9 protein-coding genes and 1 riboswitch are annotated in these 12435 nt (G+C 73.6%); of the genes, 3 read left to right on the forward strand and 6 right to left on the reverse strand.

The window, feature by feature from the left end:
- Positions 1 to 110 precede the first annotated feature (110 nt).
- The 5 genes from cobN to AC5L3C_RS29615 form a co-directional block, all read right to left on the reverse strand.
- Positions 111 to 3761, reverse strand: coding sequence for a cobaltochelatase subunit CobN (cobN, locus tag AC5L3C_RS29595; RefSeq protein WP_493652003.1), 3651 nt, complete (start codon positions 3759 to 3761; stop codon positions 111 to 113).
- Positions 3758 to 5305 (reverse strand): cobyric acid synthase, encoded by a 1548-nt coding sequence (locus AC5L3C_RS29600; protein ID WP_493652005.1) that lies wholly within the window; start codon positions 5303 to 5305, stop codon positions 3758 to 3760. The genes cobN and AC5L3C_RS29600 overlap by 4 nt, the downstream gene beginning before the upstream one ends.
- Positions 5302 to 6243 (reverse strand): cobalamin biosynthesis protein, encoded by a 942-nt coding sequence (locus tag AC5L3C_RS29605; RefSeq protein WP_493652006.1) that lies wholly within the window; start codon positions 6241 to 6243, stop codon positions 5302 to 5304. Before AC5L3C_RS29605 ends, AC5L3C_RS29600 begins: the two co-directional genes overlap by 4 nt.
- A gap of 119 nt (positions 6244 to 6362) precedes the next feature.
- Positions 6363 to 6482, reverse strand: a riboswitch (cobalamin riboswitch).
- 191 nt (positions 6483 to 6673) lie between these two features.
- Entirely contained in the window at positions 6674 to 6895 is a 222-nt protein-coding gene (locus AC5L3C_RS29610) for a hypothetical protein (protein WP_493652008.1), read from the reverse strand.
- A 31-nt stretch (positions 6896 to 6926) separates the two neighbouring features.
- On the reverse strand, positions 6927 to 8180 hold the full coding sequence (locus AC5L3C_RS29615) for an inorganic phosphate transporter (protein WP_493652010.1): 1254 nt from the start codon (positions 8178 to 8180) through the stop codon (positions 6927 to 6929).
- Positions 8181 to 8327: 147 nt separating this feature from the next.
- Between AC5L3C_RS29615 and AC5L3C_RS29620 the strand changes: the two genes are divergently transcribed.
- From AC5L3C_RS29620 to AC5L3C_RS29630, 3 genes are all read left to right on the forward strand, one after another.
- Entirely contained in the window at positions 8328 to 9023 is a 696-nt protein-coding gene (locus AC5L3C_RS29620) for a class II aldolase/adducin family protein (RefSeq protein ID WP_493652012.1), read from the forward strand.
- A 156-nt stretch (positions 9024 to 9179) separates the two neighbouring features.
- Positions 9180 to 10307, forward strand: coding sequence for an alpha/beta hydrolase (locus AC5L3C_RS29625; protein ID WP_493652014.1), 1128 nt, complete (start codon positions 9180 to 9182; stop codon positions 10305 to 10307).
- Positions 10308 to 10453: 146 nt separating this feature from the next.
- Positions 10454 to 11914, forward strand: a complete 1461-nt coding sequence (locus AC5L3C_RS29630) for a hypothetical protein (RefSeq protein ID WP_493652016.1) — start codon at positions 10454 to 10456, stop codon at positions 11912 to 11914.
- Positions 11915 to 11935: 21 nt separating this feature from the next.
- Here the strand turns inward: AC5L3C_RS29630 and AC5L3C_RS29635 are convergent, their stop codons facing one another.
- Positions 11936 to 12349 (reverse strand): VOC family protein, encoded by a 414-nt coding sequence (locus tag AC5L3C_RS29635; protein ID WP_493652018.1) that lies wholly within the window; start codon positions 12347 to 12349, stop codon positions 11936 to 11938.
- Between the last annotated feature and the right edge of the window lie 86 nt (positions 12350 to 12435).

Raw genomic sequence — 12435 nt, forward strand, 5'->3', positions numbered from 1 at the left:
AGTCATGCTCATCCCCTGCTCCCCGCCTTCGCGGGGATGGTCCGCCGTTCGACGCCCCGGGGCTCGACGAGGACAAGTGCTCCCCGCATCCGCGGGGATTTCAGGTGAGATCACGCGTCTCCCTCCAGATCTCCCTCAAGTTCGAGGTAGGTCGCCCGGAGCCGGTCCAGGGTCTCCTGGTCCGGCTCCGCCCAGAGGCCACGGTCCGCCGCCTCGAGCAGGCGTTCCGTGATGCCCCGCAGCGCCCAGGGGTTGGACTTCCGCATGAACTCCTGGTTCTCCGGCGAGAACACGTACTCGGACGCCAATTTTTCGTACATCCAGTCGTCAACCACGCCCGCGGTGGCGTCGTAGCCGAAGAGGTAGTCAACGGTGGCCGCCATCTCGAAGGCGCCCTTGTAGCCGTGCCGCCGCATCGCGCTCATCCAGCGCGGGTTGACCACCCGGGCCCGGAAGACCCGGTGCGTCTCCTCGCCCAGCGTGCGGGTCTTCACCTGCTCCGGAGTCGCCGAGTCGCCCACGTACGCCTCCGGGCTCGCGCCCGTCAGGTGCCGCACCATCGCGACCATGCCGCCGTGGTACTGGAAATAGTCGTCCGCATCCGCGATGTCATGCTCGCGCGTGTCGACGTTCTTCGCCGCCACGGCGATCCGCTTGAACGCCGTCTCCATGTCCCCGCGCGCCGCCCGCCCGCCGAGCCCGCGCCCGTAGGCGTAGCCGCCCCACACCGCGTACACCTCGGCGAGGTCCGCGTCGGAGCGCCAGTTGCGGGCGTCGATCAGCGGCAGCAGCCCCGCCCCGTACGCGCCCGGCTTCGAGCCGAAGATGCGCGCCGTGGCCCGCCGCCGGTCGCCGTGCTCGGCGGTGTCCTCCTCCACATGCGCGCGTACGTAGTTGGACTCGGCCGGTTCGTCCAGCTCCGCCACCGCCCGTACCGCGTCGTCGATCAGCCCCACGACGTGCGGGAAGGCGTCCCGGAAGAAGCCGGAGATGCGGACGGTGACGTCGATGCGCGGCCGGCCCAGTTCCTCCACCGGCACCACCTCGAAGCCCGTCACCCGGCGCGACGCGTCGTCCCACACCGGGCGGCACCCCAGCAGCGCCAGGATCTCGGCGATGTCGTCGCCCTGGGTGCGCATCGCGGACGTACCCCACACCGTCAGGCCCACGGACTTCGGATACGCGCCGGTGTCCTGCACATACCGCTGCACCAGCGAGTCCGCCAGCGACTGCCCCACCTCCCAGCTCAGCCGCGACGGAATCGCCTTGGGGTCGACGGAGTAGAAGTTCCGGCCGGTCGGCAGCACATTGACCAGACCGCGCGTGGGCGACCCCGACGGTCCCGCCGGGACGTAACCGCCGTCCAGCGCCCGCAGGATGTGCCCGATCTCGTCCGTCGTCCTCTCCAGCCGGGGCACGACCTCCTCGCACGCGAACCGCAGCACGGCCACCGCGTCGGGAAGCTCCACGCCCAGCACTTCCCGTACCAGAGCAGCACTCTCGCCGGTCGCCCAGCCGCGCTCCTCCATCCCCTCCGCGATCCGCCGGCACAACTGCTCCAGCAGGTCGATCGCGTCGGCGGCCGACCGCGCCGGGCCGTCCACCAGGTCCGTCAGCTCCACCGGCACCTTCACCGGAGCGCCCGGCTCGGTCAGCAGTTCCTTCTCCACCAGCCCGAAGTGCGCGGCCAGCGCGGCCCGCAGCCCCGGCAGGGCGTTCGCCTGCCCGCCCCACACCTGCGAGGCGCGCAGCACCGCCAGGACGAGGTTCACGCGCGGCTCGCCGACCGGGCCGCCGCCGAGAATGTGCAGACCGTCCCTGATCTGCACATCCTTGATCTCGCACAGATAGCCGTCGATGTGCATGACGAACTCGTCGAACGCGTCGTCGTCCGGCTGGTCGTCCACGTGCAGGTCGTGGTGGAGCTCGGCCGCCTTCACCAGCGTCCAGATCTGCGCCCGTACCGCCGGTGCCTTCGCCGGGTCCAGGTCGCAGACCAGCGCGTACTCGTCGAGCAGCTGCTCCAGCTTGGCGAGATCGCCGTAGGTGTCGGCCCGCGCCATCGGCGGCACCAGGTGATCGACGACCGTGGCGTGCCCGCGCCGTTTCGCCTGTGTCCCCTCACCGGGGTCGTTCACGATGAACGGATAGACCAGCGGCAGGTCGCCGAGGACCGCGTCCGGCGCGCACCCGGCGCTCAGGCCCAGCCCCTTGCCCGGCAGCCACTCCATCGTGCCGTGCTTGCCCATGTGCACGACGGCGTCGGCGCCGAAACTGTTCTCCAGCCAGCGGTAGGCCGCCAGGTAGTGGTGCGACGGCGGCATGTCCGGGTCGTGGTAGATCGCGATCGGGTTCTCGCCGAAGCCGCGCGGCGGCTGGATCATCACCACGACGTTCCCGAACCGGAGCGAGGCGAGGACGATGTCGTCTCCGTCGACGTACAGCGACCCCGGCGGCTCGCCCCACGCCTGACGCATCCCCTCCCGAAGCTCCGGGTCCAGCTTCTCGAACCAGGCGCGGTAGTCAGCCGGCGGAACGCGTGCGGGCGCCGCCGCCAACTGGTCCTCCGTCAGCCACTCCACGTCGTGCCCGCCCGCCTCGATGAGCCGGTGGATCAGCTCGTCGCCCTCGGAAGGGTGGTCGGTGACCCCGTAGCCCGCCTCCCGCAGCGCGTCCAGCACCCGCACCGCCGAGGCCGGGGTGTCCAGCCCCACCGCGTTGCCGACCCGCGAGTGCTTCGTCGGGTAGGCGGTGAAGACCAGCGCCAGTTTCTTCTCGGCGTTCGGCTTGTGCCGGAGCGCCGCGTGGCGTACGGCGATCCCGGCCACCCGCGCGGCCCGCTCCGGGTCGGCGACGTACACCGGGACGTCGTCGGGGCCCTGCTCCTTGAAGGAGAACGGGACCGTGACGAGGCGGCCGTCGAACTCCGGGATGGCGACCTGCATCGCCGCGTCCATGGGGGACAGGGCCGCGTCGGACTCCTCCCACGCGGCGCGCGACGAGGTCAGGCAGAGCCCTTGCAGCACCGGCACGTTCAGATCGGCGAGCGCCCCGATGTCCCACGCCTCCTCGTCACCGCCCGCCGACGCCTGCGAGGCGTGCGTGCCGCCGGCCGCGAGCACGGTGGCGACCAGCGCGTCGGCCCGCGCCAGCAGCTCGTACAGCCCCGGGTCGGCGCCGCGCAGTGAACCGCAGTACACGGGAAGGGCGTTGGCGCCCCGTGCCTCGATCGCGTCGCACAGCGTGTCCACGAAGGCGGTGTTGCCGCTCAGTTCGTGCGCCCGGTAGAAGAGCACGCCGACGGTGGGGCGGCCCTCGACCGGGGCCCGCTCCCCGTGCAGCCCGAACTCCGGCATCGGGCGCGGCTGTTCGAACCCCTCGCCGGTCAGCAGCACGGTGTCCGACAAGAACCGGGCCAGTTCGGTCAGGTTGCCGGGGCCGCCCTCGACGAGGTAGCGCAGCGCTTCGGCGACCACCCCTGCGGGCACGGTCGACTCGGCCATGAGTTCCGCGTCGGGTACGGCCTCCCCGCCGAGCAGCACCGCCGGGATCCCGGACGCCTTCAGCGCGGCGAGTCCGTCCTCCCAGGCCCGCTTGCCGCCGAGCAGCCGTACGACGGCGAGGTCCGCGCCGTCGAGCAGCGCGGGCAGCTCGTCGGCCACGTCCACGCGGGTCGGGTTGCCGATCCGGTAGGAGGCGCCGGAGGCACGGGCCGCCAGGAGGTCCGTGTCGGCGGTCGACAACAACAACACAGTGCTCATGCGGGCGCTCCCGGTGGAATGAAGGGCAGTCCTTGCGGCGCGCCGGACTCGATGAGCCGCCACAGCGCGTCCGTGTCCGCGTGCTGTTCGATCAGGTCGCCGAGCCGGTCGAGCTGCTCCTCGCGCAGCGCGGCGAACGAGGTGCCGGGGGCCGGTACGAAGCGGCGTCCCGAGGCCCGCGCCACCTCGCGCAGGAAGGCCCGCCGGAAGCCGTCCGACTCCAGCGAGCCGTGCCAGTGGGTGCCCCAGGTCTGCCCGGCCCGGCAGCCGTCCAGGAAGGGTTCCCCTCCCAGTACTTCGGCGACCCCGTGATGGATCTCGTAGCCCTCGACGGGCTCCCCGAGGGCTTCCCCCACGGGCCGGGCGAGCGTCTTGCCGTCGGCGAAACGCACCCGTACGGGCAGCACGCCGAGCCCGTCGACGCGCCCCTGCCGGCTCTCCACGTGGTCCTCGATCTGTTCCCCGAGGATCTGGAAGCCCCCGCAGATCCCCAGCACGGGGCGCCCCTCGGCCGCCCGCCGCCGCAGCGCGTCCGCCAGTCCGCGCTCCCGCAGCCACTCGAGCGCCCGCACGGTACCGCGCGTTCCGGGCACCACCGCGAGGTCGGCGTCGGCCAGTTCCTCGGGCCGGTCCACGAACCGCACCACGACGCCCGGTTCGGCGGCGAGCGCGTCCACGTCCGTGAAGTTGGACATCAGCGGCACCGCGCACACGGCGACCCGCAGCACGTCCTCGCCGGCCGGCGCGGCGACCGCGGACTCCCGTACGGCGCCGCGCAGCGACACCCTCCCCCACTCTCGGCTTCGCTCGAGCGGGGGGACCCCCATCCCGTCCTCCTCGTCGATGCCGAGGCCGTGCCGGAAGGGCAGCACGCCGTACGTCCGCCGCCCGGTCAGACCGTGCAGCATGTCCAGGCCGGGTTCCAGCAGCGAGACGTCGCCGCGGAACTTGTTGACCAGGAACCCGGCGACCAGCCGCTGGTCCTCGGGCGAGAGCAGCGCCACCGTGCCGAAGAACGACGCGAAGACACCGCCCCGGTCGATGTCGCCGACCACGAGGACCGGCAGTCCGGCGCCCCGGGCGATCCCCATGTTCACGATGTCGGTGCGCCGCAGATTGATCTCGGCCGGGCTGCCGGCACCCTCACAGATCACCGCGTCATACGTGCCCCGCAACCGCTCCAGACAGTCAAGGACCGTGCCCAGCAGCCGCTGCTGGCGTCCGCCGTGGTATCCGCGGGCGCTCATCTCGCCGACGGGCCGGCCCAGCAGCACCACCTGGCTGGACCGTTCGCCGCCCGGCTTGAGCAGCACCGGGTTCATCAGCGCGGTCGGCTCGAGGCGGCAGGCCTGGGCCTGCATGGCCTGCGCCCGTCCGATCTCGGCGCCCTCCCGGGTCACGAACGAGTTCAGCGACATGTTCTGCGCCTTGAACGGGGCGACCTTCACGCCCTGCCGCACCAGCCACCGGCAGATCCCGGCGGTCACCACACTCTTGCCGGCGTCCGAGGTGGTCCCGGCGACCAGCAGACCTCCACCGCTCACGACGCACGTCCCTTCACGACGCTCCGCGCGGCGACGCCGGCGGCGAGCGCGAGCCAGCCGACCCGCCGCGAGAGCCGTACCGCCCGATCGATGTCGGACACGTTCACGGCGCGTCCGCCGCCGCCCAGGACCGGCCGGTGCTCGACCCGTCCGCCGTAGGAGAGAGTGCCGCCGAGCCGTACGCCGAGCGCGCCCGCGAAGGACGCCTCGACGGGACCGGCGTTGGGGCTCGGATGCTTCGCCGCGTCCGCGCGCCAGGCCCGTACGGCCCCGCGCGGGTCCGGTCCCGCGAGCGCGGCGAGTACGGCGGTCAGCCGCGCCCCCGGCCAGCCGGCGACGTCGTCGAGGCGGGCGGAGGCCCAGCCGTAGCGGCGGTGGCGGGGCGACTTGTGACCCACCATCGCGTCCAGGGTGTTGACGGCCCGGAACCCCACCAGGCCCGGCACCCCGGCGACGGCGCCCCACACCAGCGCGCCCACCACGGCGTCGGAGGTGTTCTCGGCGACGGACTCCACCACCGCGCGGGCGATGCCGTCGGCATCCAGCGCCTGCGGGTCCCGGCCGCACAGATGGGGCAGCCGGGCGCGGGCCGCCTCGACGTCCCCGGACTCCAGGGCGCGCCCGATGGCGCGGGCCTCCCGGGCCAGCGAGGTGCCGCCGACGACGGCCCAGGTGGCGACGCCGGTCAGGGCAACGGAAGCGGCGGGACTACGGCGTACGGCGCGGGCGGCGAGGCTCGCGAGCGTGACGGCGCCGCCGACGCACACGGCGGTGTGCACGGCCCCGCGGCCCCGGTCGTCGCGCCACAGCACCCGCTCCACGGCAGCCGCGGCCCGCCCGAAAGCGGCGACCGGATGCCCGCGGCGGGGATCGCCGAGCAGCAGGTCGCCGAGGAGGCCGGCGGCGGCGCCGTACGCGAACACGCGGTCGGCACCCATGGGTTCAGCCGGTGACGGATCCGGAGGGAGCGGCCCCGGAGCGGGGCGGTGTGTCGCTGGTCGACCTCAACAGGCAGCCGCGCATGGCGATATGTCCTCACTCAGGGTGTCCACGCCCTGGTTCGACGAGACCGGCGGCGAGAGTTCCTGGCTCCCCGGGTGGCTCACCCCGGTGACAGTGGCGGGACCGCGCCGGATTCGCACCGGCTTCCTCTCCTGCCGCCGTATTGGCTGAGGCAGTCCACCACGGCCCCCGAAGGGCCGTCAACTTGCCGTTGACCTGCGAGGCTGAAGTGTGCTGAGGCCCACAGAGGGGCGCCGGTGGGTGAACCGGGGACGGGCGCGCACACGCCGGCGGGCGGTGCGGGAGCTCCGGCTCCCGCACCGCCCGCCGGACGGACGCGCTGTGCGGTCAGGCCGCCATGACCCGTCAGGCCATGATCAGGTAGATGCCGTACCCCACCGCCGCCGCGCACGCCGCGAAGCAGGCGTACGCGCCGGTGACCGCCAGGGCCGCGGGCCGGCCCTGTGCGGCGGCCCGCTCGCGGTGGGACAGACCGGAGATGCCGAGGGTGAACAGGCCCACCAGGGCCACCGTGACCACGAGGCTGACGCCGAAGACGGAGCCGAGGGCCGCCCAGTCGATTTTCATGGTGCTCTACTTCCTTCGTACCGGGTCGCGGTCAGACGGTGGTCCTGGCCGACGGGGTCGCCGGGTCGGCGGACTCCGGGGCCGGGATCGTGACCGAGATCTCGTCGGCCACGGTGCCCGCCGGGGGAGGCGTCACCGCGGCCATGGCCTGCGTCACCACGCCGGACGGCTCCGCGTCCGGCACGTCGTGGTCGTTGACGTTGGTGTGGTCGACGACCTCGCGCCGGGAGACCTTCCAGATCGCGGCACTGGAGGCGATCAGGAAGACGGCCACGAGGGCGGTGCCCCAGTCGCCGAAGCCGCAGATCCACTCGGCGAGCGCGGCGACCAGGGCCGCCGCCGGCAGCGTCAGGCCCCAGGCGACGAACATCCGGGTGGCGGTCGACCAGCGCACCACACCGCCCTTGCGGCCCAGGCCCGCGCCCATCACGGAACCGGAAACGGAATGCGTGGTGGAGAGGGAGAAGCCGAGGTGCGAGGAGGCCAGGATGACCGTCGCGGCGCTGGTCTGGGCGGCGAAGCCCTGCTGCGGCTGGAGGTCGGTCAGGCCCTTGCCCATGGTGCGGATGATGCGCCAGCCGCCGAGGTAGGTGCCCATGGCGATGGCGAGGCCCGCGGAGAGGATGACCCACAGCGGCGGGTCGGAGTCGGGGGCGAGGGTGCCGCCGGTCACCAGGGCGAGGGTGATGATGCCCATCGTCTTCTGGGCGTCGTTGGTGCCGTGGGCCAGGGAGACCAGGCCGGCGGAGGCGATCTGCCCGGCGCGGTAGCCCTTCTCGGCGGCCTTGCCGTCGGCCTTCTTGCCCAGGCGGTAGGTGAGCCGGGTGGCGAACATCGCGGCGAGTCCGGCCACCAGCGGGGCGGCGATCGCGGGGATCAGCACCTTGGTGACGAGGACGTCGCCGTGCACCCCGCCGAAGCCGGCGGAGGCGACCGTGGCGCCGATCAGACCGCCCATGAGGGCGTGCGAGGAACTGGACGGCAGACCGACCAGCCAGGTCAGGAGGTTCCAGAGGATCGCGCCGACCAACGCGGCGAAGATGACCTCGGGACGGATGCCGGCCTCGTCGACGAGGCCCTTGGAGATCGTGTTGGCGACCTCCACCGAGAGGAATGCGCCGACAAGGTTCAGTACGGCGGACATGGCCACCGCGACCTTGGGCTTGAGCGCACCGGTCGAAATGGTTGTTGCCATCGCGTTCGCGGTGTCGTGGAAACCGTTCGTGAAATCGAACGCGAGTGCGGTTACCACCACAATCGCGAGGATCAGCGAGAAGCTTTCCATTTACCCAGGCAATCGTTCGAGGTCATTGGCTGATCGAACGTAGGTAACCTGGGTGAACGGAAGATGAACTGGAACGGGCATCGGGGTGACCGTAAGAGGGGGTGGCCGCTCCGCCGGATGGCCGGGGCCGACTGGCAGGATCGCGCCATGACTGAGCAGCTGCGGAACGGCCGGAGACACGCGGACGAGGACGAGGCGCGTGCCTGGGTGGAGCTGGTGGAGACCGCGTGCCGGAGCGTCGCCGACGGACTCGTCGTCGGCACCTCCGGCAACGTCTCCGTGCGGGTCGGCGAGACGGTCCTGGTCACCCCGTCGGGGGTACCGTACGACCGGCTGACGCCGGACGACGTGACCGGGGTCGACCTGGCCGGCCGGCAGGTGATCGGCACGCTCCTCCCGACCAGCGAGCTGCCCATGCATCTGGCGGTGTACCGCACGACCGGCGCGCGTGCCGTCGTGCACACGCACGCCGTGCACGCCACGGCCGTCTCCACGCTCGTCGACGAGCTGCCGCTGATCCACTACATGGCGGCGGCACTGGGCGGCCCCGTCCGGGTCGCCCGCTACGCCACGTACGGCACCGACCGGCTGGCCGAGCACATGCTCCGCGCCCTCGACGGCCGCACCGGCTGCCTGCTGCGGAACCATGGCACGGTCACCCACGGCACGACCCTCGGCCAGGCCTACGACCGCACGGCCCAGCTCGAATGGATGTGCCGGGTCTGGCTGACGGCGTCCTCGGTCCCGGGCCTGACCCCCCACCTCCTGACCCGCGAGCAGTTGACGGAGGTGAGCGAACGCCTGACCGGCTACGGCCAGCATGGCAGCCCCTCCGGCGCTTGAGGAGCGGGGGAGCGGGGGCCGGGGGGAGCGGGGGGCCGGGGGGGGAGCGCCCCCGGACCGGGACGGGAAGGGGCGACGGGGGGCGAAAACACCCCCCGGCCCCCACCTGAACCGGCCCACTGGCCGGGTACCCGTCCCGACGTGACACTGGAAACCGTGCGCACTGTCAGAGCGACGGCCGCTGCCGTCACCGCCGTGATGGGCGCCGGCGCCGCCGCCGTGGCCGCCGGGCGCTTCGCCAGCGACGCCGCCCTCAGGATCCCGCCCGGCGGCCCCCTGCCCACCGAGCCCGCACTCACCGTCCACGCCACCGCCGCCGGCCAGGTCACCCTCACCCGGGACCTCGCCGCCCTCCGCCCCGGCCGCCACGGTCTCGCCGGCAACGGCTTCCACGCGGTGGTCGGACCCGTGCTGTCCGGCACCTCCAACCCCGCCGACACCGTCGTGCGCCGGCTGGAGCGCGTCACGCACGGCACCCTGGAACCCGGCGACCGTGCCTGGCTCACCCCGGCCGTATGCACCGGCGACCCGGGCACCGCCCTCGGCCTGGACCACACCGACCTCGACGTCCCCGGCGAACTGGGCCCCCTGCCCGTCTGGTTCGTGCCGGGCGCCCGGGACACCTGGGTGATCGCCGTCCACGGCCTGGGCACCACCCGGGAACACCCCCTGAACGTCCTGGAGGTCCTGCACCACCACCGCTTCCCGGTGCTCCTCCCGGCCTACCGCGGCGACCCCGGCGCACCGGGCGCACCGGACCGCCTCAACCATCTCGGGGAGGCCGAGTGGCGCGACCTGGACGCCGTGCTGCGCCACGCGGTGGACTCCGGCGCCCGTCAGGTGATCCTCTACGGCTTCTCCATCGGCGCGACCATGGCGCTGCGCGCCACCGCCCGCTCCGAGCTGCGCGACCGCGTCGCCGGCCTCGTCCTCGACTCCCCGGTGCTCAGCTGGGAGGCGACCCTGCGCGCCCTCGCCGCCGCCCACCACACCCCGGGCGTGCTGCTGCCGCTGGCCGTCCGCGCCGCACAGGGCCGCACAGGGCTGTACGGCGACCGCAGGCCCGGCGCCGTCCACCTGGACCGCGTGAGCGTCCCCACGCAGATCTTCCACGGACCCGACGACGCCGTGGCCCCCTGGCGGTTCTCCCGCGACCTCGCCGCCGCCCAGCCGGACTTCGTCACCCTGCGCACCGTCAGGGGCGCCCCCCACGCCGCCATGTGGAACGCCGACCCTCAGGCGTACGAGGAGGGTCTGCGACGCTTCCTCACCCCGCTGATGTGAGGCCCTTCCCGGTGATTCCGTTTGGCGTCGTACCACTGGCCTGATTCGCTCGCTGCCACCGGTTCCGGCCCGGGGTTCGGGCCCTCCCCGGGGCCTCGTCGACATTCCGTTTGGGTTTTCGGACCGTCAACCGCAAGACTGCACCCGTGACGTCCCGTATCCCGCGCGACTCCAGGCTCCGACTCGTCGGCCCGCGACCCCTGGCCGCCGCCCCCGCCGCGATCAGCCGGCAGCGCCCGCGCCGCCCCGCGCCACGCCCCCCGGAGGGCACTCCCGCGCCCGCGGAGCTGGCCGGAATGGCCCGCTCCTGTCTGGCCGCGGCGGCCCGCGTCGCCCGCTGGGCCGACGCCGCCCTCGGCCCCGGCCGGGACGGCGCCACCGCCGACGGCAAGGCCACCCTCTCCGACGCGAGCGCCGAACGTGCCGCCCGGGACCTGGGCCTGACCACCGCTCAGGTCCGTGCCGACTGGGACACCGCACGCCTGGCCGGTCTGATCGAGGTGCACGGCGACACGGCCCGCCCCGGCTGGCGGCTGCGCGCCTGGGACCGCGACGACAGCGCCGTCCTGCGCGGCTGGGTCGCCCTCTGCGACGCCTGGTCGCTCGCCTGCCCCGAGCCCGAGGAGTACGAGCCCGCCGCCGTCGCCGAGGTCGTCACGGCCATGCCGCAGGTGCTCTCCTTCCTCCAGCTGTCCGCCGGCTCCGTCCCCGTGCCGCAGCTCCTCGACCTCCTCCAGCAGCGCGTCACCGAGCTCCGTACCGAGCGCTGCGAGATCGACTACGTGCCGCAGGCGGACGACGCGCCCGGACCCGCGGACGACCGGCCCGGAGCCGGGCCCGGGACCCTCCAGCGGCCCCGTCCCGCGCTCGCCGGGCCCGCGGCCGACGCCCCGCTCGAACCGCTGCTCGACTGGGCGCTGCGCGCCCTCGCCTCCGTCGGCGCCCTCACCTATGGCGACGGACAGGCCACCCTCACTCCGCTGGGCAGCTGGGCGGTGTGGGTCAAGCTGGAGCAGATCTGCGTCGCGGCGCAGAGCCCCGCCGGGAACATCGAGCAGGGCGCCGAGGACATGCTGCGCGGCTGCGCCCAGCTGCGCCCCAACGCGGCCCGCGCCGAGTACCGCGCCTGGCTCGCCGCCCGGCCCGTCGCCGGCGCCGTCAGCGAGCTGATCGCCGCCGCCCGGGGCGAGGACGCCCTGCTGCGCGGCCTGGCCTTCGAGGCGCTGCGCGTGGTCGGCGCCCCGGCCGAACCCGAGGTCCGCACCGTGCTCGACGAGCCGACGCTGCGGCCGTACGCCCTGCTGTGGCTGGCCGAGCACGACGGCGCCGACCCCGAGGACGCCCACGCGGTCCTCACCCGGGAGGAGGCCACCTGGCTCTGGGTGGACACCGCCGCCGCCGTCGCCGACCACGGCGAGGCCCCGCTGCTGGTGCGTCACCTGGAGTCCGCGGTCCAGCCGACGGTCCCCGCGCTGCTCACCGAGGTGCGGGCCGTCGGGCATCCGCGCACCGTGCAGGTCCTGGTGGCCCTCGCCGCCGCGCACCCCGACCCCGCCCTGGCCAAGGCGGTCCGCCGGGCCGCCTTCCAGGTCCACACCGGCGGCTGAGCCGGAGCGCGGGGCGGTGGTTCAGGCGCCGGCCTCCGGCGCGTATGTGCCGAAGCCCCACACGTTGCCCTCGAGGTCCCGGGCCATGTAGTCGCGTGAGCCGTAGTCCTGGTCCGTCGGGGGCATCAGGATCTCCGCGCCCTGCTCCGCCGCGCGCCGGTGGTGTGCGTCCACGTCGTCCACGACGACGTACACCCCGGCCGGGCCCGCGCCCTTCATCGCCGTGTCGAAGACCCCGCCGCGGCCCTTGGAGCCCAGCATCACCACGCCGTTGCCCTGCGCCAGTTCGGCGTGCATCACGGCTCCGTCCTCGCCCTCGTACACCGACAGCTCACTGAAGCCGAAGGCCTCCGTCAGCTGCCGGATCGCCGCCTTCGCGTCCGCGTACAGCAGCGTGGGGACGATGCTCGGACGCCCGCCGTCCGTGCCTGCCATGGTGACCACATCCTCGTGCCTCACGTGTGCCGGAATGTCCTTGTCCGCCCAGTGTGGCACCGGGCACCGACAACGGCCCGGACGCC

This window comes from Streptomyces speibonae, assembly GCF_984686075.1.

What these genes read in the sequence shown, in the direction of transcription:
- cobN (WP_493652003.1), bottom strand. Translation starts at nt 3,761, where the DNA reads ATGAGCACTGTGTTGTTGTTGTCGACCGCCGACACGGACCTCCTGGCG.
- AC5L3C_RS29605 (WP_493652006.1), bottom strand. Translation starts at nt 6,243, where the DNA reads ATGGGTGCCGACCGCGTGTTCGCGTACGGCGCCGCCGCCGGCCTCCTC.
- AC5L3C_RS29610 (WP_493652008.1), bottom strand. Translation starts at nt 6,895, where the DNA reads ATGAAAATCGACTGGGCGGCCCTCGGCTCCGTCTTCGGCGTCAGCCTC.
- AC5L3C_RS29615 (WP_493652010.1), bottom strand. Translation starts at nt 8,180, where the DNA reads ATGGAAAGCTTCTCGCTGATCCTCGCGATTGTGGTGGTAACCGCACTC.
- AC5L3C_RS29620 (WP_493652012.1), top strand. Translation starts at nt 8,328, where the DNA reads ATGACTGAGCAGCTGCGGAACGGCCGGAGACACGCGGACGAGGACGAG.
- AC5L3C_RS29635 (WP_493652018.1), bottom strand. Translation starts at nt 12,349, where the DNA reads ATGGCAGGCACGGACGGCGGGCGTCCGAGCATCGTCCCCACGCTGCTG.